This window comes from Pedococcus sp. P2_D7 (assembly GCF_056404295.1).
In genome coordinates this window covers 266931-288830 of sequence record NZ_JBFUEH010000004.1, presented here as the reverse complement: position 1 = coordinate 288830, position 21900 = coordinate 266931, and the positions used below count along the sequence as shown (strand labels likewise).

Below are 21900 nucleotides of genomic sequence, written 5' to 3'. Positions count from 1 at the left end.
CATGGGTCTGGCAGGCACCACCACCGCGCTCTCACCGCGGGGCCGCGAGCGCGCGATCGAGGCCCTCGGCAGCGGCGAGGAGCTCGACCTGCTGGTCATCGGCGGCGGCGTCGTCGGCAGCGGCACCGCCCTCGACGCCATCACCCGAGGCCTGTCGACGGGGCTGATCGAGCAGCGCGACTTCGCCAGCGGCACCTCCTCCCGCAGCAGCAAGCTCATCCACGGCGGCCTGCGCTACCTCGAGATGCTCGACTTCGCCCTCGTCCGGGAGGCGCTGCACGAGCGCGGCCTGCTCCTCACCCGCCTCGCCCCCCACCTGGTCCGTCCCGTCCCGTTCCTCTACCCGCTGACCCACCTCGGGTGGGAGCGCGCCTACGTCGGATCGGGCATCGCGCTCTACGACGCGATGGCCGTGAGCTCGGGCCACGGCGCTGGCCTCCCCCGCCACCGACACCTCACGCGCCGCCAGGCCCTGCGGCTCATGCCCAGCCTCAAGAGCAGCGCGCTCACCGGCGCCGTCCAGTACTACGACGCACAGGTCGACGACGCCCGCCACACCATGGAGCTCGCCCGCACGGCCGCCAGCTACGGCGCGCACGTCGCGAATCGCGTTGCTGCCATTGGGTTCCTGCGCCAGGGCGAACGCGTCACCGGGGTGCGCGCTGTCGACAAGCTCACCGACCGCGAGTTCGTCATCAACGCCAAGCAGATCGTCAACGCCACGGGCGTGTGGACCGACGACACCCAGGCGATGGTCGGCGAGCGCGGTCAGTTCCACGTGCGGGCGTCCAAGGGCATCCACCTGGTCGTGCCCCGCGACCGGATCCACTCCTCGACCGGGCTCATCCTGCGCACCGAGAAGTCCGTCCTCTTCGTCATCCCGTGGGGCCGGCACTGGATCCTCGGCACGACCGACACCGACTGGGCGCTCGACAAGGCGCACCCTGCTGCCACCCGCGCCGACATCGACTACCTCCTCGACCACGTCAACCGGGTGCTGGCCACCCCGCTGACCCACGAGGACGTCGAGGGCGTCTACGCCGGCCTGCGGCCCCTCCTCGCTGGCGAGTCCGAGTCGACCAGCAAGCTGTCGCGCGAGCACGTGGTGGCCCACAGCGCCCCCGGGCTGGTCGTCGTGGCGGGCGGCAAGTACACGACCTACCGCGTGATGGCCAAGGACGCCGTCGACGAGGCGGCCCAAGCCATCCCGGGGCGGATCGCCGACTCGACGACCGACACCATCCCGCTGCTCGGCGGGGTCGGCTACCAGGCGGCGTGGAACCAGCGCCAGACGCTCGCCCGCTCGTCCGGCCTGCACGTGGCCCGCATCGAGCACCTCCTGCGCCGCTACGGCGCCCTCACCCAGGAGGTCCTCGACCTCGTCGCGGAGCGACCCGAGCTCGGCCAGCCGCTCGACGGCGCGGAGGACCACCTGCGGGCCGAGGTCGTCTACGCCGCCTCGCACGAAGGAGCCCTGCACCTCACCGACGTGCTCACCCGGCGCACCCGGATCTCGATCGAGGCCTGGGACCGAGGGGTCTCGGCCGCCCCCGCCGCTGCTGCGCTCGTCGCGCCGGTGCTCGGCTGGGACGAGGCCCGCACCAAGGAGGAGATCGAGATCTACCTCGGTCGCGTCGAGGCCGAGCGCATCAGCCAGACGATGCCCGATGACGCCAGCGCCGACGAGGCCCGTCGGAGCGGGCCTGACGGCACCCTGTGAGCTCCTCCGCAACGACACCAAAACATTGGACGAACTTTGAACATTGCAGGTCAGAGGGTTAGCGTGGGACCGCCTGGCGGCTGAGCCCACCCACGGCTCTCGCCCGACCACCGCGTCCGACCGAGGCTGTGTCCTAAGAAGGCTGGGTCCGACCAACGCTGTGTCCGACGACGGAAGGAGAGCCCCCGATGGCTTCGCCGAGCATCCTCTGGCTGCGCCGCGACCTGCGCCGTGCCGACCTTCCGGCGCTCGGGGCCGCGCACTCCGCCGGCTCGGGTGAGGTCGCCGTCGTCTTCGTCCTCGACCCCACCCTGTGGACGGGCGCCGGCGACGTCAGGCGCGCTTGGCTGGCCGAGAGCCTCAAGGCCGCCGACGCGGCATACCAAGGGCGGCTCTGTGTGCGGGAGGGCGACCCGGTGGAGGTCGTCCCGGCCCTGGCCGCCGAGCTCGGCGCGCGATCGGTCCACGTCTCCCGCGAGACCACGCCCGCAGGGCGACGCCGGGACCGCGCCGTGGCCGCTGCGCTCGGCGAGGCCGGTGTCGACTGGGTCGAGACCGGCAGCCCGTATGCCGTGGGGCCGGGTTTGGTGCTCAACGGCTCGGGCACGGAGTACAAGGTCTTCACGCCGTTCTCGAAGGCCTGGCGCGAGCACGGCTGGCCCGCCCCGGCCACCGAGCCGGACGGCTTGCGCCTGGCGCAGGTGCGGTCCGACCTGGCGGCCCTCAGCACCCTCAAGGAGGCCCGCGAGGTGGCCGGCCTCCCCACCCTCCCCGACGCGGGCGAGGCGGCGGCCTTGGAGCGGTGGGCCGACTTCCGCGACGGTGCGCTGGCCGACTACGGCAGCAACCGCGACCGGGCCGACCTCGACGGGGTGTCGCGCCTCTCGCCGTACCTCAAGATCGGGGCCGTGCACCCCCGCACCCTCCTGGCCGACCTGGCGGACGGCCGCCGGGACCTGGGCCAGGGAGCCGACCGGTTCGAGACCGAGCTGGCCTGGCGCGAGTTCTACGCCGACGTCCTGTGGCACCACCCGCGATCCGCGTGGCACGACCTGCGGCCCGCCCTGTCTGGGATGGACTACGACGACGCCGGGGAGGCAGTCGAGGCCTGGCGCGAGGGACGCACCGGCTACCCCGTCGTGGATGCGGCGATGCGCCAGCTGCTGGGTGAGGGCTGGATGCACAACCGGATGCGGATGGTCACCGCCAGCTTCCTCACCAAGGACCTGCACGTGTGGTGGCCGATCGGGGCGAGGCACTTCCTCGACCACCTCATCGACGGCGACGTCGCCTCCAACAACCACGGCTGGCAGTGGGTGGCCGGCACCGGGACCGACGCCTCGCCGTACTTCCGCGTCTTCAACCCGATCACGCAAGGGCTGCGCTTCGACCCGCACGGCGACTACGTCCGTCGTTACGTGCCGGAGCTCGCCCACCTCGACGGGCCGGCGGCCCACGAGCCGTGGAAGCACGCCGAGGGCTACGCCCACGACTACCCCGAGCGGATCGTCGACCACGCCGACGAGCGCCGCGAGGCGTTGCGGCGCTACGAGTCGGTCCGCGGATGACCGAGCGCACTCCGGGCGCCCACCGGGCGTCTGCCGCGAGCCGGGGGCTGCACCCGGTGCACGAGGTCCGCGACTTCATCCGCGCCGCCCTCGTCACGCCGGTCGCCCGCGACCACACCGAGAGCGACGCGGCCTTCCGCCGTCGCCGGGTCGTCGCCCTGGTCACCCTCGTCGTCGGCGCGGTCGTGCTCGGGTTCGCCCTGCGCATCCAGCCGGGCGACCCGATGTTCTACGTCGCGACCCTCGGCCTCGCGGCCGTCTGGGCCATCGGGGCCTTCGCCTCGGGGCCGCTCCACCTCGGCCATGCCCACACCCGCGCCGGCGGGGAGGATGCCCGGCCGATCGTCCAGTCGCTGGCGCTCGGAGCGCTGCTGCTCGCCGTGTTCCTGGCGGGCGCTGTGGTGGTGGCCCAGGTGCCGGTCCTGCGCGACCCCGTCGAGCACCTCCTCGACCACGCGCGCCTCGGCTCGCTCGCCCTGGTGGCGGTGCTCACCGCGGTCAACGGCATCGCCGAGGAGCTGTACTTCCGTGGCGCTCTGTACTCCGCGGTGGGCCGCCGGCACGCGGTGGCGATCACCACGGTCGTCTACGCGCTGACCACGGTCGGGGCCGGCATACCGCTGCTCGTCCTGGCCGCCGGCCTGCTCGGGCTGCTGACCGCTCTGCAGCGCCGCGTCACCGGCGGCATCCTCGGCCCGGTCGTCACGCACCTCACGTGGTCGCTCGGGATGCTCTTCCTCCTGCCCGCCGTCCTGTCCACCGGAAGCTGACCCATGACCGACGCCGCACCCCTCGCGACACCACGGACGACACCTCGCACGGCGCTCGTCACCGGCGCCACGGGCTACATCGGTGGCGAGCTCGTGCCCGCCCTGCTCGACGCCGGGTGGCGGGTGCGCGTGCTCACCCGCACCCGCTCGAGGCTCGAGAGCCACTCCTGGCAGGAGCACGTCGAGGTGGTCGAGGGCGACGCCACCTCACCCGACGACCTCGGCCGCGCACTCGACGGCGCGGAGGTCGCCTACTACCTCCTGCACTCGATGGACGGGCACGGCAGCTTCGTCGACCGGGACCGCACGATGGCGCAGGGTTTCGCCGCGGCGGCTGCCGACGCGGGCACCGCCCGAGTGGTCTACCTCAGCGGCCTGCACCCGTCGGGCGAGCTCTCCGAGCACCTCGCGTCGCGGGTCGAGGTGGGCGAGATCTTCCTGGCCGGCCCCGTGCCCGCCACCGTCCTGCAGGCCGGAGTGGTGCTCGGGGACGGCTCCGCGTCGTTCGACATGCTGCGCCACCTCACCGAGCGGCTGCCCGCGATGGTGGCCCCCAAGTGGGTCGACAACCGCATCCAGCCGATCGCCGTGGACGACGTCGTGCACTACCTCGTGGGCGCGGCCGACCTCCCCGAGGACAGCAACCGCACCTACGACATCGGCGGTCCCGAGGTGCTGACCTACGCCGACATGATGCAGCGCTACGCGCAGGTGGCCGGTCTCGGGCGCCGCCTCATCGTGTCCGTCCCCGTGCTGTCGCCGCGCCTGGCCGGGCTGTGGGTCGGCCTGGTCACACCGATCTCCGCCGGCATCGCGCGCCCGCTGGTCGGCAGCCTGGTCCACGAGGCGGTCTGCCACGAGGACGACGTGCAGACCGCGATCGGGCCCCCACCGGGCGGTCTCGCGGGCTTCGACACCGCTGTCCGGGCGGCGCTGCGGAGCGTCGACCCCCTCCTGTGGCGGCGGACGGTCCAGCGCACCGCCGGCACCGTCGCCGCGGCAGCGCTCGTGGGTTCCCTCCTCACCGCTCCGAAGTCGCGCTGGTACGCCTCGCTCGACAAGCCGTCCTGGCAGCCCGCCCCCGCCGCCTTCCCGGTCGTCTGGACCGGCCTCTACGCCGAGGTCGCCCTGCTGACCGCGGCTGCCTCCGCCGTGCTGGCGGAGCGCGGCCACCCCGACCGGGCCCGCGACCTCGAGCGGGCGCTGGCGGTCAACATGGTCCTCAACGCCGGGTGGACCGGGCTGTTCTTCCGCGCCCACCGCCCGTGGGTCGCCGCCGCCGAGTGCGCCGCCCTCACCGCGAGCAGCGTCGACCTCGCCCGACGTGTGGCTCCGGCCGGACGGGGTAAGGCCACCGGACTGCTCGCGTATGCCGGGTGGTGCGCCTTCGCGACCGCCCTCACCACAGCCATTGCCCGACGCAACCCGCGTCACTGAGCACAGGAGCACGTGAATGCCCACCGTCCAGCGCACCGTCACCACCACCGCTCCACCGACCCGCGTCCTGCCCTACCTGCTGGACTTCGCGAACGCCGTGGAGTGGGACTCCGGCACGGTCGCCTGCGAGCTCCTCTCGGGTGACGGCTCCCCCGGCACCGTCTGGCACAACGTGTCGAAGTTCGCGGGCCGGACCGTCGACCTCGACTACACCCTCGAGAGCGTCTCCGACCACGGGTTCGTCATCGTCGGTCGCAACGAGACCACGACCAGCCGCGACACCATCACCGTCTCGCCCGACGGCGCCGGTTCCTCGGTCGACTACCAGGCGGAGTTCGCCTTCACCGGGCTCGGCCGGTGGCTCTGGCCGGTGGCGATGCCGTTGCTCAGGAAGCTCGGCAACGACACCGCCCGCACCCTCAAGTCGGCCCTCGACCGGCTGTAGACCGTGCCCAGGTTGCGGAAGGTCTCGCCCCAGTCGAAGGGCTGGCGGCGTCGGAGGGCCGGCAAGGGCTTCGTCTACCTCGACGAGAACGGCGCCCGGCTGGGCGACGCCGACGTCGAGCGGATCCGGTCTCTGGCGATCCCGCCTGCCTGGGCGGACGTCTGGATCTGCCCGCTGCCCCAGGGCCACATCCAGGCCGTGGGCACCGACGTCGCCGGTCGGCGGCAGTACCTCTACCACCCGGTCTGGAGGCTCAAGCAGGACCAGACGAAGTTCGACCGCGTGCTGGCCGCCGCCGCCAAGCTGCCCGCAGCGCGACGACGGATCCTCTCGGACCTCGCGCTCGAGGGCATGCCCCGCGGACGGGCTGCGGCCACCGCCGTCCGCCTGCTCGACCTCGGGTACTTCCGCATCGGCAACGACGCCTACACCCAGGACAACGGGTCGTTCGGTCTCACGACCCTCGAGCGCCAGCACGTCCGCCGCCGCGGCGACGTCATCGTCTTCACGTTCGTCGGCAAGTCGGGGATCGAGCACACCATCGAGATCGACGACGCGGCCGCCATCGAGGCCCTGGACCGGATGCGGCGGCGCAAGTCGGCGAGCAAGCGCCTGCTGGCCTACCAAGAGGCCCGACGCTGGGCCGACCTCGACTCGACCGCCGTCAACGCCTACCTGGGCGACCTGCTCGGCGGCGAGCTGACCGCCAAGGACTTCCGCACCTGGCACGCGACCGTGCTGGCCGCGGTCGCCCTCGCCGCGAGCGACGAGCCGGGCGACACGAAGGCATCCCGCAAGCGCGCGGTCAAGGCAGCCGTCGACGAGGTGGCCGGCTACCTCGGCAACACCCCCACCATCGCCAAGAACTCCTACATCGACCCACGGGTGCTCGACCGCTACGAGACGGGCGCCACCATCGACGTCGACCCGTCGCGCTACCGCACGCCCGAGCGTCGCCAGGCCGCGATCGAGAAGGCTGTGCTCGCGCTCCTCGCCGACGACTGACCGTCAGCCGGTGGCCCGGCCGCCTCGACCATGCCGGCCCACCGGTCGAGGCACTCCGCAGCGCCACCGTGCAGCGCGGCATACGCACCTCCCAGGCCCAGCGCAGCGACCAGCAGGACGCCTCCGGCGATGATCACGGGTGCCTGGCCTTGCCCCTGTGTCGCGCCATGGAGCGATGCTGGCAAAGGACGTCTCGACCCAGACCCACCATTCGGGTGACGCCGTCTGGTGCCATGGCACGATGGGCGGGTGAGCGAAGAGCAGAAGAAGCCGGAGAACCGTGCCCGCCCGACGACCGATGAGTTCCGTGCGTTCGTCGCCGAGGACTGGGCCCCCCGCCCGCCCGGCCCCAGCGAGCTGAGCGAGGCAGCCCGGTATGCCGCGGCGCGTCGTGAGGCGGTCAGCGCCGCGTTCCAGGGCGACCGGCTGGTGATCCCCGCCGGTGGCCTCAAGGTGCGCAGCAACGACACCGACTACGTGTTCCGGCCGCACACCGCGTTCGCCCACCTCACCGGGCTCGGCGGCGACCGTGAGCCGGACGCCGTGCTCGTCCTCGAGCCCCGCGACGACGGCACGCACGAGGCGATCCTGTACTTCCGTCCGCTGGCCGGCCGGGACACCGACGAGTTCTTCGCCGACGCCCGCTACGGCGAGTTCTGGGTGGGGGCCCGCCCGACCATCGAGGACGTCGAGATCGAGCTCGGCGTCACCGGACGCCACATCGACGAGTTCTCCGATGCCGTCGTCAAGGACGCCGGCGAGGTGACCGTGCGGCTCGTCCGCGACGCCGACCGTGACCTCACTCGCGAGCTCGACACCGCCCGCACGTCGGACGCCACCGCCGCCGGCACCGAGCAGGACGACCTCACCGAGGCCGACGACGAGCTGGCGCACTTCCTGTCGCACCTGCGCCTCACCAAGGACGAGTGGGAGGTCGAGGAGATGCGCAAGGCCGTCGAGGCGACCCACCACGGGTTCGACGCCGTCATCGCCGACCTCCCGTCGGCCGTCGCCAAGGGCCGCGGCGAGCGCTGGGTGGAAGGCGTCTTCGGCCTCACCGCACGCCACGAGGGCAACGGCGTCGGCTACGACTCCATCGCCGCCGCAGGCGACCACGCCACCACGCTGCACTGGATCAAGAACACCGGTGAGCTGCGCGACGGCGACCTCATCCTGCTCGACGCCGGGGTCGAGGTGGACTCGCTGTTCACCGCCGACATCACCCGCACGCTCCCGGCCAACGGCACCTTCACCGATGCCCAGCGCGAGGTCTACGACGCTGTCTACGCCGCGCAGGAGGCGGGTCTCGCAGCGGTCAAGCCGGGCAACAAGTTCTCCGACGTGCACGCCGCCGCGATCAAGGTCATCGCCGAGCACCTGCACGGCTGGGGCCTTCTGCCCGAAGGGGTTTCGGTCGAGGACACCCTCGACAAGGAGCACGGCCAGTACCACCGCCGCTGGATGGTGCACGGCACGAGCCACCACCTCGGACTCGACGTGCACGACTGCGCACTCGCAACCCGCGAGGAGTACATGGATGCCGAGCTGCTACCGGGCATGGTGCTGACCGTCGAGCCCGGGCTCTACTTCAAGGCCGACGACCTCAAGGCACCCGAGCGCTTCCGTGGCATCGGCGTGCGCATCGAGGACGACGTGGTGGTGACCGCGGACGGCCACGAGAACCTGTCGGCCGCCATGCCCCGCTCGTCGACCGCCGTGGAGGCCTGGATCCGCGACGTCCAGGCGCGCTGACCCCGGCGCCAACCCATGCAAAAGGCGAGTTAGCGCCGAGCCGTCACTCCAGCCCGGCGCTAACCCATGCAAAAGGCGAGTTAGCGCCGGGCCGTCACTCCGGACCCGGGCCAGCTCGCCGGCGCCTGGGGTCAGCGCCGCTCGACGACGTCCAGGGTGAGGGCTTTCTCGACACCGGCCGCCTGGCCGCCCCACCCGAGGATCATGCCGATCAGCTCAGCCGGCTTGGGGAACGTGTCGGGCAGCGCGGCGTTGTAGGCCTGGTGTGCCTCGAGCGAGGCCACCGCCTGGTCGAGGTGGTCCGCCACGTCGACGTAGTGCGTGGCCGTCGGTGAGCCGCTGAAGCAGAGTCGCTTGACGTTCCACGGCTCGAACCCCTCGTCGACCAGCTCGGGGAAGATCCAGCGGTTCCCCGCGTCGGCCACGGCGTCGACGCAGGCGAGGCCGACCGCCCGGTGGTCGGCCTGGTTGAGCATCCCCTGGACGAACCGGTCGCCGTAGTGCCCGGTGATGACGACGTCGGGCTTGCGGCGTCGGATCTCGCGGGAGATGTCGCGGCGCAGGCCCAGGCCGTACTCGACGTTGCCGTCGCGGTGGCTGCCGAAGTCCACCTCGGTCACGCCCACGATGGCCGCCCCGTCGCGTTCCTCCTGCTCGCGGACGCCGGCCGCCTCGTCGGGGTGCATGGTGTCGATGCCTGCCTCACCCTTGGTCAGCAGGAAGTACGTCACGGTCTTGCCGGCCGCGGTCCACTTGGCCACGGCCGCGGCGGTGCCGTACTCGATGTCGTCCGGGTGCGCCACGACGCACAGGACGGAGGTGAAGTCGTCGCCGAAGTCGGCGAGGGCGGGCTTGTCCCCTGCGGTCTCAGTCATGCGCACGAGGGTATGCCGCGTGGGCGCGACCGCGCCTCCCCACCGCGCCATCCGGCGTTGTTCGGAAGATCCGCCGGGCCAGGACCCGGCTCATCTTCCGAACAACGGGGCTTCAGACCGACGGCGGGGGTGTCTGCTGCGCTTGCTCGCTGGCGGCGCGCTGGCGCTCGGCCTCCCGGGCGGCGTCGACCTGGGCCTGCGCCGCTGCCATCGGGTCCATTCTGGTCAGGAGCTCACGACCCTGGGCCGCGAACTTGTGCTCCACGAGCACCTCGTACTGGGTGGCCACGACCTGCATCACCGACGTGAAGTCCCGGTTCCCACCGGTCAGGGCGTAGCCGATCAGCGCCCAGACGAGGCCGAAGACGGCACCGAACGCCACCGTGAGCAGCACCCCGATGAACCCGGCGCCGTTGCTGCCGGTGTCGAGCAGCGAGAAGATCAGGCCCACGAAGAGGCCGAGCCACGCGCCGGAGACAAGACCTCCGACTGCGACCCGTCGTCTGGTGAGCCGACCGGTGACGCGCTCGAGCTGCTTGAGGTCGGTGCCGACGATCAGGACGTTCTGCACCGGGAACTCGTGGTCGGACAGGTAGTCGACGGCCTTCTGCGCCTTGTCGTAGGTGTCGTACCGCCCGAGCGACATTGGGTACTCCAGCGTCAGGACCGCGCGGGACCTGGCCATGGCATTCGGCTGCGTGCTCATGGCACCAGTGTGTCAAAGCCTGCTGGGAGGCCGCTGGACGGCACCCGATCGGGACCTGTGGTGTGCCGCGTGGCCGGCCACGCGGCATACCCTCAGCTCTTGAGTGCGACTACTTCTTGACAGCGAAGTCCTCGAGGAGGCGGCGGCCGATGATCATCTTCTGGATCTCGGCGGTGCCCTCGCCGATGAGGAGCATCGGGGCCTCGCGGTAGAGGCGCTCGATCTCGTACTCCTTGGAGTAGCCGTAGCCACCGTGGATGCGGAACGACTGCTCGACCACGTCGGCACAGTTCTCGGCGGCGAGGTACTTGGCCATGCCGGCCTCGAGGTCGTTGCGCGCGCCGGCGTCCTTGAGCCGCGCGGCCTTGACCATCATCTGGTGGCTGGCCTCGACCTTGGTCGCCATGTCGGCCAGGCGGAACAGGATGCCCTGGTGCTCGGCGATCTTCTTGCCGAACGTCTCGCGCTGCTGGGAGTAGGCGATCCCGAGCTCGAAGGCCCGCATCGAGACCCCACAGGCCCGGGCGGCGACGTTCACGCGGCCGACCTCGACGCCGTCCATCATCTGGTAGAAGCCCTTGCCCGGCTCACCACCGAGGATCTGGGCGCTGGTGGTCTGGTGTCCCTCGAGCACCATCTCCGTGGTGTCGACGCCCTTGTAGCCCATCTTCTCGATCTTGCCGGGGATGGTGACGCCCTGGGCGGTCTCGCCGAAGCCTGCGGTCTTGTCGATGAGGAACGTCGTCATGTTCTTGTATACGGACTCAGCCCCAAGGTCCGTCTTCACCAGCACCGCAACGAGATTCGCGCTTCCACCGTTGGTGAGCCACATCTTCTGTCCGGTGATCGACCAGGTGTCGACGCCATCGACCGGCTCGCCCTTGACGGCCTTGGTCCGGATCGCCGAGACGTCCGAGCCCAGACCCGGCTCGCTCATCGAGAAGGCGCCACGGATCTCGCCGGTCGCCATCTTCGGCAGGTACCTCTGCTTCTGCTCCTCGGTGCCGTGCTGCAGCAGCATGTAGGCGACGATGAAGTGGGTGTTGACGATGCCGCTCACCGACATCCAGCCGCGCGCGATCTCCTCGACCACCAGCGCATACGTGAGCAGCGACTCCCCCAGCCCGCCGTACTCCTCGGGGATCATCAGCCCGAAGATCCCCATCTCCTTCATGCCCTCGACGATGTCGGTGGGGTACTCGTCCTTGTGCTCGAGCTCCTGGGCCACCGGGATGATCTGCTCGTTGACGAACTCGCGCACGAGCTTGACCAGCTCCGTCTGCTCCTCGGTCAGGCCATCGGTCTGCTGGAGTCGGGACATGCGGTTCGCCACCTTGCGGTTCGGAGGGATGCGATTCGGGATCAGGCCCTCCCGCGAGTATGCCGAGTGGCCCAGTCCCAGCACAGGTTCGGGCCGTGTGAGCCTCCCCACCCGCCCCCTCCGGAGCCGGCTACCAGGCCTGGCGCAGCCGGCCGATCGCTGTGTTGAGGTCCACTCCCCGGCGCTGGGCCGCTCGAGCCAGCAGGACCGCGGCGGCTCGCAGCTCGTCGTCGACGTCGTCCCGGGCCGGCCGAGGTTGGACGACGGTCCCGTTGCGTCCCAAGGTCGCGACGTGACCCTCGCTCTCGAGCTGGCGGTAGGCCTTGGCGACGGTGTTGGTCGCCACGCCGAGGTCGCCAGCCAGCTGCCGCACCGTGGGAAGCCGCGTGCCCGGAACCAGCGAGCCGTCGAGGATCCCATCCGTCACCGCGTCGACGATCTGCTCGTAGACCGGGACGGTCGACTCCGGGTCGAGCCGAAACAGCATCAGACCACACCTTCCAGCGCGTGCCGTCGGGCCCACTGGTGGTTGATGTCGGACGCTGCGACCCAGGCCAGGCCGCAGACCACCGTTGCGGCTGCCACCCCGATACCAGCTGCTGGCGCGATGACCCAGCGCTCCGACCCACGAGCGTCCGTGAGCAGCGGTATCAGGGGAAGGCCCGCTCCCGTCGCGGCCAGCGACCACATCCCTGCACAGATGTCGCGAAGGCTCATGGCCCGAAGCACCTCGGCCCAGACGAGCCCACCAGCAGTGGTGGCGTCCGCAGGCGCCGCCAGGGTGCGGCGGGCCAGCGGGACGGCGAGCAGTCCGACCCCAAGGCCCATCACGCCGCCTCCCACGATCCCCAGCCACAGTGTGGGCGAGGCCGCCTCGACTCCTGCCAAAGCGACGCCGTAGACGATGGCGGCGAGGGGCACGGCCGGCGCCAGGCGGAGCAGCACCGCTTCCCCGGGAAGCAGGTAGTCGCGCAGCTCCCGACGCTGCAACGTGACCAACCGTGCTGCCCCAGGTCGCAGCCTGAGGGATCGAAGATGCCCCACGATCGTCCCGATGGTTCGACAGGCGCACAGGGTGAGGATTCCGAAGTAGCTGGCGCCGGCTGCGATCGTCTCTGCCGAGAACGCCGCGAATGCGGCCAGGACGACCGCCAGCCCGACCGAGGCGCCGATCCAGGTGCTCAGGTAGCGCCTGTTGAGGCGAGTCCACAGTGCCGGCCAGTCCTCACCGGGCTCGGCGGGGTAGGCCGCCTTCGCGACCTTCACCGCCTCGCGCTGGACTGCACCGCGCCGCACGGACGGCAAGAACGCGCCGCCTCCGATGAGCGCCATCACGCCCACGATGGCCGCTGTCCAGATCATCAGACCCCCTTTGTTGCTCCCTTGTAGTACTACAAACTAGCGCTCCGCGAAGCCCTTGTCTGCAGCCCTGGATAAATCAGTGGCGGAACACGGGGCTGGCCTGTCACGCTCTCCGGGTATGCCGCGTGGCACCGGGCCCGCGGACGACTCCCTCTCGCAGGGACGACTGCATCAACCGAAGGAGGCACGAGATGTCCATCACTGTCCTGGGCACGTCCGCTGCCCTTTCCCTTCGTTCGATGGAGTCCACCCATGCAGTTCCAGGAGCACCTCTCCTTCTCGTTTGACAGCCTTCCCGACGCACCCCCCGAGGGCGAGCGTTGGTCCAGCTGGGACGGTGCAACGCACGGTCCGAAACCCCGACCCGACTGGGTCATCACCGCGCTCGGCGCCGTCGAGTCCGACCTCGGCGTCCTCAAGACCGGCAAGGAGGCTGACGTCCACATCGTCCGGCGCTGGCTGCCGGACGGCACGACCACGCCTGCCGTCGACTCGTTCCTCGCCGCCAAGCGCTACCGCACCGGCGAGCACCGGATGTTCCACCGGGACGCCGGCTACCACGAGGGCCGACGGGTCCGACGCAGCCGCGAGATGCGGGCCATGGCTCGGCGCACCGAGTTCGGCAAGGAGCTGCTCTCCGGGCAGTGGGCCGTGGCCGAGTTCGAGGCGTTGGCCGCCCTGTGGGAGATGGGTCTGCCCGTCCCCTACCCCGTACAGCTGAGCGACCGCGAGATGCTGATGGAGTTCATCGGCGAGCCCGGCGAGGCGGCGCCACGCCTCGCGCAGACCCGCCCGTCGGCCGACCTGCTGCCCGAGCTGTTCGAGCAGCTGCGCACCTCGATGATCACGTTGGCCAAGCGCGGCTGGACGCACGGCGACCTGTCCCCCTACAACGTGCTGCTGCACCGCGAGCGGCTGGTCATCATCGACTGGCCGCAGATCGTGGACATCATCGGCAACCCGCGTGGCTTCGAGTTCCTGGAGCGCGACGTCACCAACATGTGCCGCTGGTTCGTCAGCAAGGGGCTCGAGGTCGACGAGGGCGAGCTGCTCGGTGACCTCGTCGCCGAGGCGACCTCGCGCTGGTAGCGGGCCACGCGGCATACCGAGGTCCGGGCGTGACTCGTCCTAGGGTGAGGCCATGTCCACGATCACCCGCCGCACCCTGCTCGCCGGCGCGGCGGGTGCCGGCGGGCTGGCCCTGGCCGGCGGGCTGGCCCTGGCCGGCTGTCGTGGCCCGGACGCCCCGGACGTCGCCGTGCGGTCCGGCTCGCTGCGCAGTGGGCACTGGCCGGGCCGCGACATCCACTGGCAGCTCGCGCAGCAGACGCAGGACGTCACCACGCCCGCGCCGCTCGTGGTCGTCCTGCACGGCAAGGGCGGCGACGCGACGCACGCCTTCCGGATCATGAAGCTGCAGGAGCACGTGCGCTCGGCCGGGGTCACCCTGGCGTCGGTCGACGGCGGCGACTACTACTGGCACGCCCGCCGGGGCGGTGTCGACACCGGCGCCATGGTCGTCGAGGACTTCCTGCCGCTCATGCGACGGGAGACCGGCTACGAGGGGAAGGTCGCCTTCCTCGGCTGGTCGATGGGTGGCTACGGGTCCCTCCTGCTGGCCAGCGAGCTCGGACCGGACCAGGTCTTCGCGGTGGTCGCGGAGAGTGCCGCCCTGTGGACCGACCCGGGGCTGAGCGCGGCAGGGGCCTTCGACGACCGCGAGGACTTCGAGGCCCACGACGTGTTCGAGCGCACCGACGTGCTCTCGAAGATCCCGGTCCGGATGGACTGCGGACGCTCCGACCCGTTCGTGGCCGGCAACCGGGCCTTCGGCAAGGTCCTTCCGTCGGCGGAGCTCACCTTCGACAAGGGCGGGCACACGGCGGAGTACTGGACGAGCCACGGCGGTCCACAGCTCGAGTGTGTGCGCGAGCAGTACGACCGTCAGTAGACGGTGACGCGACCGCCGATCGGCATGATCTCGTTGGCCCAGATCATGTCCATGGCGGGGTTGCTGACCCGCGCACAGCCGTGCGAGGCCGGGTAGCCCGGGACGTTGCCGGCGCCGTGCACCGCGATGCCCCCGTTGAAGTAGCGCGGGCGCCAGAGGTCACCCAGCGGGCCCTTGTCGAGGTGGTTGACCGAGCGGAAGGTGCTGAAGGTGCCCGCCGGGGTGAGTGCGGTGCGGGTGTTGCCCTCGCTGGTGTACTGCTCGCCGCTGCCGGTGCTCGTGTTGAGGACCATCGTGACGCTGCCACCGCGCACGACGAGCAGGAGCTGGCGGGCCTTGTCGATCTCGATGCCACTGCCACCGATCCGCGACTGTGGGCGGACGCCGTTCTGCAGGGCGCGTCGCGTGGCTGGGCCGAAGACTCCGTCACGGCCGAGTCCGGCCGTCTTCTGCAGGGCCATCACCGCCTGGGAGGTCAGGCCGCCGTAGACGCCGTCGGCCGAGCCGTTCCAGTAGCCGAGGGCGGACAGCCGCTGCTGCACCTGCCTGACGTAGGGACCCTGGTCGCCCGAGTGCAGGGTGTCGCCCTCGGTCGGGACCGGCTTGGGGGTCGGCTTGGGCGGGGTGGGCTTGGTCGTCGGCTTCGGCGTGGCCGTCGCGGTCGTGGGCACCGGGGTGGTCGGGCCCGCCGTGACGGTGTCCGTCGGCTCCGGCGTCGTGGGGTCGGTCGTCGCGGGGTCGGTGGCCGAGGTCGTGCCCACGGCTGCCGAGGGAGTCGCCGAGGTGTTCTTGCCGAAGGTGATGCCTCCGCACCCGCTGAGCGCGAGCGCGCCGACCAGCACCGAGGCAGCCAGCGCCGCACGTCGTCCAGTCCGCCTGCGGTCCATCGAGTCCCCTTCCCTGGCCGGCGGACGCGGTCCGCAGGCGACGCCTTGTCAGTCATGGTGACGCACTGGTCCGCGTTTCGGTTGTCCCCCACGCCGAATCGTGACCATCGCGAGCTGTCCGGCCCGGGGCGGCGCTCCCTGTGCGCTCGCCCCCGGGCCGGTCGCCACGTCCCCCGACATGGCGCGGACGCCCTCCCCGAGGGCGACCGCAAACACCAAGACGCAGCGGAGGGCCGAAAGGTTGCCCCCGTTGCCCTGTTGATTTCTCAACAGCGCACTTCTGGCCACTGGTGCGGCACGGACCACCCCCCGAAGGCCAACCTGCTACACCGGTGGCCAGGAGTGCGAGTCCAGCCGAGGCCGGGTCAGCCCTCGGCGAGTGCCGTGATCGCCTCGTGGATCGCCAGCACCCGCTGCGCCGTCTCGACGTGCAGGCTCTCGACGAGCCGCCCGTTGAGCGTCACGACACCGGCTCCCGCACCGGCCTCCCAGGCCGCGAGCACGGCCCTGGCGTCCTCCACGGCGGCCTCGCTCGGCGCGAACGCCGCGTTGCACGGGTCGACCTGTCCGGGGTGGATGAGGGTCTTGCCGTCGAAGCCCAGCTGACGCCCCTGGGTGCACTCGGCCTCGAAGCCCTCGAGGTCTTTCACGTCGTTGTAGACGCCGTCGAGGATCACCGTCCCCGTGGCCCGAGCCGCCAGGAGGCACAGCGACAGCCCGGTGAGCAGCGGCGCCCGACCGGGCACGTGCTCGGCGTGCAGCTCCTTGGCGAGGTCGTTGGTGCCCATCACGAGCACGGTGAGCCGGTCGGACGCGCCCGCGATCTCCTCGCAGTGGAGCATCGCCTGCGGGGTCTCGACCATGGCCCAGAGGGCGGTGTGCCCAGGAGCACCGGCCGCCTCCATCGCAGCGACCAGGGCGCGCACCTCGTCGCCCGACCCGACCTTCGGCACGACGACCGCATCGGGCCCGGCCGCACAGGCTGCGCGCAGGTCGGCATCGTGCCACTGCGTCCCGATCCCGTTCACCCGGATCGCCAGCTCGCGGCGGCCGTACTCGCCCGACCGGGCCGCGGCGCAGGCGTTGTCGCGCGCCGCGTCCTTCGCGTCGGGGGCCACTGCGTCCTCGAGGTCGAGGATCAGGGCGTCGACGGCGAGGGTCTTGGCCTTCTCCAGCGCCCGCTCGTTGGACGCGGGCAGGTAGAGCACCGAACGCCGCGGTCGGTATGCCGTGGTGTCCACCACGTCAGGCACCGTCACGGTCGCGCACCGTCGCCATCACCGGAACGCGGCTCCGCGGCATACAGCTGCGCGAGCTGGGGGTCGGTGGCGGCGAGCCGCTCCGCGAGCTCGAGCATCACCTGGCACTGCTTGAGGGACGCGTCGTCCTCCATCTTGCCGTCGAGCATCACGGCACCCGTGCCGTCGCCCATCGCCTCGACGACGCGGCGCGCGTGGGCGACGTCCTCGGCGGACGGGCTGAAGACCCGCTTGGCGATCTCGATCTGCACCGGGTGCAGCGACCAGGTGCCGACACAGCCGAGCAGGAAAGCGTTGCGGAACTGGTCCTCGCAGGCCACGACGTCCTTGATGTCACCGAACGGCCCGTAGTAGGGGAAGATCCCGTGCATCGCGCAGGCGTCGACCATCCGCGCGATCGTGTAGTGCCACAGATCCTGTTGGTAGGTCTGGCGACTCGCGTTGACGGCGTCCTCGACGCCAGCCGGGGGGTCCTGCCGCACGAGGTAGCCCGGGTGCCCACCGCCGACGCGCGTGGTCTTCATCCGTCGGTCTGCCGCGAGGTCGGCCGGGCCGAGCGAGAGACCCTGCATGCGCGGGCTGGCGCCGGCGATGGCCTCGACGTTGGCGACACCACGAGCGGTCTCGAGGATCGCGTGCACGAGGATCGGGCGCTGGAGGCCGGCGCGCGCCTCGAGCTGGGCGAGCAGCCGGTCGACGTAGTGGATGTCCTCGGGCCCCTGCACCTTCGGGACCATGATGACGTCGAGCTTGTCGCCGACCTCCGTGACGAGGGTGGTGAGGTCGTCGAGCACCCAGGGGCTGTCGAGCGAGTTGACCCGGGTCCACAGCTGGGTGGAGTCGCCGAAGTCAGTGGCGCGGGCGATCTCGACGAGCCCAGCCCGCGCGGCCTCCTTGCGGTCGGCCTTGACCGCGTCCTCGAGGTTGCCGAGCAGCACGTCGACGGTGCCGACCATGGCCGGGATCTTGGCGGCCATCTTCTCGTTGCTCGGGTCGAAGAAGTGGATCACGCGCGAGGGGCGCGAGGGCACCTGCGTGAGCGGGGTGGGAGCACCCACCGCCAGTGGGGCGAAGAAGTCCTTGGGGCTGCGCACGCGGCGACGCTAGCAGCGACAGTCTCACCGCGGTTATGACACAGTTCACGTGTGACCGAGCCCGCGCGCGAGCCTGCCGACGGCGGCGCCGCGCCGACGCCGCTCGACGTCACCGCGACCACCCCCCTCACCGTCACGCCGGTCAACGTCACCGCCCTGTTCGCCGAGGCGGCGACCAAGTCCGGTCTGATGTGGGTCCAGCCCCCCGGCGACCGCGCGTGGCCGTTCTGGCACGCGTGGGCCGACGAGACCGTGTATGCCGTGTCCGGCCCGGGCGAGCAGACCCTGCCGTGGTTGCCCGAGGAGGTGCTGCTCATCCTCCGGAGCAAGGACACCGGCGGACGGTTGCTCACCGTCCAGGCCACCGTCCACGAGATCGGCCCCGCCGACGAGGGCTGGGACGCCGCGACCGAGGCCCTGCGGGCCGGGCGGCTGAACGCCTCCGAGGACGCGGTCGAGCGGTGGGCCCGCGAGTGCACCGTGCGGGCGCTGCGGCCGTTCGGGACTCCCGTGGAGGGTCCGGGGTCCTACCCCACGACCTCCGGCGCCGCACCGCCGCCGCCCAGCGAGGCCACGACCGCGACCTGGCGCCCGTGGCACTGGCGCGGACGACCACGACGACGGCGCGGGAACCGCCTCCCCGACGACGGCTGACCAGCCGGATAACCTTGCGGCGTGAGCACTCCGTCGCGCGTCTTCGTCGGCCGCCTGACCAGCCTGAGCGTGTTCGACCCGCTCGGTGACCAGGTCGGTCGCGTCCGCGACGTCGTCGTCACGTTCGGCGCCTCCCGCCGCCGTCCCCGCATCATCGGCCTCGTGGTCGAGGTGCCCGGTCGTCGCCGGGTCTTCGTGCCGATGACGCGCGTGACGTCCGTCGACGGCGGGCAGGTCATCACCACCGGGCTGGTCAACATGCGCCGGTTCGAGCAGCGCACCAACGAGGTGCTCGTCATGGCCGAGATCCTCGAGCGACCGGTGACCGTGCACGACCCCGAGGGCGACTACGAGGCGACCGTGGAGGACGTCGCCATCGAGCGCGAGCGCAGCCGCGACTGGGCGATGTCGAAGGTGTTCGTGCGGCAGGGCGCGGCTCGCAGCACGCTCGGGCCGTTCCGACGTCGCCGCGGCGCCACGGTGCTGGTGCCCGTCGAGGACGTGACCGGCATCCACCAGTCCACCGCCGGGCAGTCCGCGGCGATGCTGCTCGAGACCTACGACGACCTGAAGTCCGCCGACCTCGCCGGGGTCATCCACGACCTGTCCCCCAAGCGCCGGGCCGAGGTGGCCGAGGCGATGGACGACGACAAGCTCGCCGACGTGCTCGAGGAGCTGCCCGAGGACGACCAGGTCGAGATCCTCGAGACCCTGCCCGTCGGCCGCGCCGCAGACGTCCTCGAGGCGATGGAGCCCGACGACGCCACCGACCTGCTGCACAACCTCACCGCCGAGAAGCAGGAGGAGCTCCTCCAGCTGATGGAGCCCGACGAGGCCGCCGACCTGCGCCGGTTGCTGACCTACGACGAGGAGTCGGCCGGCGGCATGATGACCACCGAGCCGGTCATCCTCGGTCCGGAGGCCTCGATCGCCGAGGCGCTGGCCGTCGTCCGCCGGGCCGAGATCTCCCCCGCCCTCGCGTCCACCGTCTACGTCTGCCGCGCTCCGCACGAGACCCCCACCGGCAAGTTCCTCGGCATCGTCCACATCCAGCGGCTGCTGCGCGAGCCTCCCCACGGCGCCATCGGGGGCATCCTCGACAAGGAGATCGAGCCGCTCACGGCGGACGCCCCGCTGGGCCAGGTGACGCGGATCCTCGCCACCTACAACCTCGTCGGCGTCCCCGTGGTCGACGCCGACGGCCGGCTCATCGGTGCGGTCACCGTCGACGACGTCCTCGACCACATCCTCCCGGACGACTGGCGCGAGGACCGGCACGAGGTGACCCATGGCTGAGCGCGACCGCCGGGTGGCGTCCAGCCGGCTCGACCAGCCCCGCGAGACCCGCAGGGCCCTGTTGCCGCGCCCCACCATGAGCCAGGAGACGTTCGGGCGCTGGAGCGAGCAGTTCGCCCGCTTCATGGGCACCGCCGCGTTCCTCATCGCCATGACGGTGTTCGTCGTCTTCTGGGTGATCTGGAACCTCGTGTCGCCCAAGGAGTGGCGGTTCGACAACTACCCGTTCATCTTCCTCACGCTCATGCTGAGCCTGCAGGCCTCGTATGCCGCGCCGCTCATCCTGCTCGCCCAGAACCGGCAGGCCGACCGCGACCGGGTCGCGCTCGAACAGGACCGCGCGCGCGACGAGCGCAACCTCGCCGACACCGAGTACCTCACCCGCGAGGTCGCGTCACTGCGGCACGCGATGGGTGACGCCGCCACCCGCGACTTCGTCCGCTCCGAGCTGCGTGGGCTGCTCGACGAGCTCGAGGAACGCGGCCTGGAGGTGCGCCGACGTGAGGCAGACGACAGCCTGTCGGGCGCGACCGGTTCTTCGAGGGACCAGGGCGCGACCTAACATGGGGGCATGTGCCCCAGCCCCAGCGACACCTCGAGCGACGCTCAGAGCGACGCCCTCAATGAGGGCGGGTCTGCGGCTGCCCCGGTGACCGACGACGCCCTCCACCAAGCGCTGACGACCGTCATCGACCCCGAGATCCGCAAGCCCGTGACCGAGCTCGGCATGGTCGAGAGCGTCACGGTCGACGCCAGTGGTCGGGTCGCCGTGACCATCCTGCTCACCGTCTCGGGCTGCCCGATGAAGGACACGCTCACCAAGGACACCACCGCGGCCCTGTCGAAGGTGCCCGGCGTCACCGGCGTCGACGTCACGCTGGGTGTGATGAGCGACGAGCAGCGCGTGGCGCTGCGCCAGCAGCTGCGCGGCGGCACCGCCGAGCGCGAGATCCCCTTCGCGAAGCCCGGCTCCCTCACCCGCGTGTATGCCGTGGCCTCCGGCAAGGGCGGGGTCGGCAAGTCGTCGGTCACCGTCAACCTCGCCGCGTCGCTCGCCCAGAGCGGGCTGCGCGTGGGCGTGGTCGACGCGGACGTCTACGGCTTCTCGGTGCCGCGGATGCTCGGCGTCGAGCACCGGCCGACGCAGGTCGACGACATGATCCTGCCGCCGATCGCCCACGAGGTGAAGGTCATCTCCATCGGGATGTTCGTGCCCGGCAACCAGCCCGTCGTGTGGCGTGGACCCATGCTGCACCGCGCCCTCCAGCAGTTCCTCGGCGACGTCTTCTGGGGCGACCTCGACGTCCTCCTCCTCGACCTCCCGCCGGGCACGGGCGACATCGCCATCTCGGTCGCCCAGCTGATCCCGAACGCCGAGATCCTCGTGGTGACCACTCCCCAACAGGCTGCGGCCGAGGTCGCCGAGCGCGCGGGATCCATTGCGCTGCAGACGCACCAGCGGATCGTCGGGGTCATCGAGAACATGTCCTGGCTCGAGCTGCCGGACGGTTCGCGGCAGGAGATCTTCGGGTCGGGTGGCGGTCAGGCCGTGGCCGACTCGCTCACCCGCGCGGTCGGCGCCGACGTGCCGCTGCTCGGCCAGATCCCCCTCGACGTCAACCTCCGTGAGGGCGCCGACCAGGGCATGCCGGTCGTGCTGCGCAATCCCGAGTCGCCTGCCGCGGTGTCGCTGCGCGCGATCGCGCGCGGTCTCGCGACCCGGTCCCGCGGTCTCGCCGGTCGTTCGCTCGGCCTGTCCCCCGTCGGCCGCTGAGCCCGTCGGCATCTCATGCAAAAG

Annotated in this window: 21 protein-coding genes; 13 read left to right on the top strand and 8 right to left on the bottom strand. The window is 71.3% G+C overall.

What is annotated here, in order from left to right; translation table 11 throughout:
• The first annotated feature begins 1 nt into the window (after position 1).
• The 7 genes from AC1DWJ_RS10545 to AC1DWJ_RS10515 all read left to right on the top strand — a co-directional run bounded on the left by AC1DWJ_RS10545 (position 2) and on the right by AC1DWJ_RS10515 (position 8697).
• Positions 2-1720 (top strand): glycerol-3-phosphate dehydrogenase/oxidase, encoded by a 1719-nt coding sequence (locus AC1DWJ_RS10545; protein ID WP_477620752.1) that lies wholly within the window; start codon positions 2-4, stop codon positions 1718-1720.
• Positions 1721-1908: 188 nt separating this feature from the next.
• On the top strand, positions 1909-3288 hold the full coding sequence (locus AC1DWJ_RS10540; protein ID WP_477620751.1) for a cryptochrome/photolyase family protein: 1380 nt from the start codon (positions 1909-1911) through the stop codon (positions 3286-3288).
• Positions 3285-4058: a CPBP family glutamic-type intramembrane protease gene (locus AC1DWJ_RS10535; protein WP_477620750.1), complete on the top strand. Its 774-nt coding sequence runs from the start codon at positions 3285-3287 to the stop codon at positions 4056-4058. Before AC1DWJ_RS10540 ends, AC1DWJ_RS10535 begins: the two co-directional genes overlap by 4 nt.
• 3 nt (positions 4059-4061) lie before the next feature.
• Positions 4062-5495 (top strand): tryptophan-rich sensory protein, encoded by a 1434-nt coding sequence (locus tag AC1DWJ_RS10530; RefSeq protein ID WP_477620749.1) that lies wholly within the window; start codon positions 4062-4064, stop codon positions 5493-5495.
• A 16-nt stretch (positions 5496-5511) separates the two neighbouring features.
• Entirely contained in the window at positions 5512-5940 is a 429-nt protein-coding gene (locus AC1DWJ_RS10525; RefSeq protein WP_477620748.1) for an SRPBCC family protein, read from the top strand.
• Positions 5941-5943: 3 nt separating this feature from the next.
• Positions 5944-6945, top strand: coding sequence for a DNA topoisomerase IB (locus AC1DWJ_RS10520; protein ID WP_477620747.1), 1002 nt, complete (start codon positions 5944-5946; stop codon positions 6943-6945).
• A gap of 249 nt (positions 6946-7194) precedes the next feature.
• Positions 7195-8697, top strand: a complete 1503-nt coding sequence (locus tag AC1DWJ_RS10515; protein WP_477620746.1) for an aminopeptidase P family protein — start codon at positions 7195-7197, stop codon at positions 8695-8697.
• 131 nt (positions 8698-8828) lie between these two features.
• Here AC1DWJ_RS10515 and AC1DWJ_RS10510 read toward each other — a convergent pair whose 3' ends face one another.
• The 5 genes from AC1DWJ_RS10510 to AC1DWJ_RS10490 all read right to left on the bottom strand — a co-directional run bounded on the left by AC1DWJ_RS10510 (position 8829) and on the right by AC1DWJ_RS10490 (position 12961).
• Positions 8829-9572, bottom strand: a complete 744-nt coding sequence (locus AC1DWJ_RS10510) for a PIG-L deacetylase family protein (RefSeq protein WP_457253729.1) — start codon at positions 9570-9572, stop codon at positions 8829-8831.
• Between the two features lie 112 nt (positions 9573-9684).
• On the bottom strand, positions 9685-10278 hold the full coding sequence (locus AC1DWJ_RS10505; RefSeq protein ID WP_457253730.1) for a YflT domain-containing protein: 594 nt from the start codon (positions 10276-10278) through the stop codon (positions 9685-9687).
• 109 nt (positions 10279-10387) lie between these two features.
• Positions 10388-11599, bottom strand: a complete 1212-nt coding sequence (locus AC1DWJ_RS10500; protein WP_457253731.1) for an acyl-CoA dehydrogenase family protein — start codon at positions 11597-11599, stop codon at positions 10388-10390.
• Between the two features lie 130 nt (positions 11600-11729).
• A complete protein-coding gene (locus AC1DWJ_RS10495) occupies positions 11730-12086 on the bottom strand; it encodes a GntR family transcriptional regulator (RefSeq protein WP_457253732.1) in 357 nt (118 codons plus the stop codon).
• Positions 12086-12961 (bottom strand): hypothetical protein, encoded by an 876-nt coding sequence (locus AC1DWJ_RS10490; RefSeq protein ID WP_477620745.1) that lies wholly within the window; start codon positions 12959-12961, stop codon positions 12086-12088. Before AC1DWJ_RS10490 ends, AC1DWJ_RS10495 begins: the two co-directional genes overlap by 1 nt.
• Before the next feature lie 252 nt (positions 12962-13213).
• Between AC1DWJ_RS10490 and AC1DWJ_RS10485 the strand changes: the two genes are divergently transcribed.
• Both AC1DWJ_RS10485 and AC1DWJ_RS10480 read left to right on the top strand, forming a co-directional pair.
• Positions 13214-14050, top strand: a complete 837-nt coding sequence (locus tag AC1DWJ_RS10485) for a serine protein kinase RIO (protein ID WP_457253734.1) — start codon at positions 13214-13216, stop codon at positions 14048-14050.
• A gap of 52 nt (positions 14051-14102) precedes the next feature.
• The gene (locus AC1DWJ_RS10480) at positions 14103-14912 is read left to right on the top strand and encodes an alpha/beta hydrolase-fold protein (protein WP_477620744.1); all 810 of its coding nucleotides are present in this window, start codon (positions 14103-14105) and stop codon (positions 14910-14912) included.
• Here the strand turns inward: AC1DWJ_RS10480 and AC1DWJ_RS10475 are convergent.
• The 3 genes from AC1DWJ_RS10475 to AC1DWJ_RS10465 form a co-directional block, all read right to left on the bottom strand.
• A complete protein-coding gene (locus AC1DWJ_RS10475; protein WP_477620743.1) occupies positions 14906-15799 on the bottom strand; it encodes a L,D-transpeptidase family protein in 894 nt (297 codons plus the stop codon). The genes AC1DWJ_RS10480 and AC1DWJ_RS10475 overlap by 7 nt on opposite strands.
• 365 nt (positions 15800-16164) lie before the next feature.
• The gene (locus AC1DWJ_RS10470; protein ID WP_477620742.1) at positions 16165-17058 is read right to left on the bottom strand and encodes an HpcH/HpaI aldolase/citrate lyase family protein; all 894 of its coding nucleotides are present in this window, start codon (positions 17056-17058) and stop codon (positions 16165-16167) included.
• Complete coding sequence (locus tag AC1DWJ_RS10465) at positions 17055-18152, bottom strand: HpcH/HpaI aldolase/citrate lyase family protein (RefSeq protein WP_477620741.1); 1098 nt, start codon at positions 18150-18152, stop codon at positions 17055-17057. Before AC1DWJ_RS10465 ends, AC1DWJ_RS10470 begins: the two co-directional genes overlap by 4 nt.
• A 51-nt stretch (positions 18153-18203) precedes the next feature.
• Between AC1DWJ_RS10465 and AC1DWJ_RS10460 the strand changes: the two genes are divergently transcribed.
• Genes AC1DWJ_RS10460 through AC1DWJ_RS10445 form a run of 4 tightly spaced genes read left to right on the top strand, consistent with a single transcriptional unit; the run spans position 18204 to position 21876 of the window.
• A complete protein-coding gene (locus AC1DWJ_RS10460; protein WP_457253739.1) occupies positions 18204-18806 on the top strand; it encodes a hypothetical protein in 603 nt (200 codons plus the stop codon).
• Between the two features lie 21 nt (positions 18807-18827).
• The gene (locus tag AC1DWJ_RS10455; protein ID WP_457253741.1) at positions 18828-20102 is read left to right on the top strand and encodes a magnesium transporter MgtE N-terminal domain-containing protein; all 1275 of its coding nucleotides are present in this window, start codon (positions 18828-18830) and stop codon (positions 20100-20102) included.
• The gene (locus AC1DWJ_RS10450) at positions 20095-20664 is read left to right on the top strand and encodes a DUF1003 domain-containing protein (protein WP_457253742.1); all 570 of its coding nucleotides are present in this window, start codon (positions 20095-20097) and stop codon (positions 20662-20664) included. The genes AC1DWJ_RS10455 and AC1DWJ_RS10450 overlap by 8 nt, the downstream gene beginning before the upstream one ends.
• 9 nt (positions 20665-20673) lie before the next feature.
• Positions 20674-21876, top strand: coding sequence for an Mrp/NBP35 family ATP-binding protein (locus AC1DWJ_RS10445; protein WP_477620740.1), 1203 nt, complete (start codon positions 20674-20676; stop codon positions 21874-21876).
• The last annotated feature ends 24 nt before the right edge of the window (positions 21877-21900 follow it).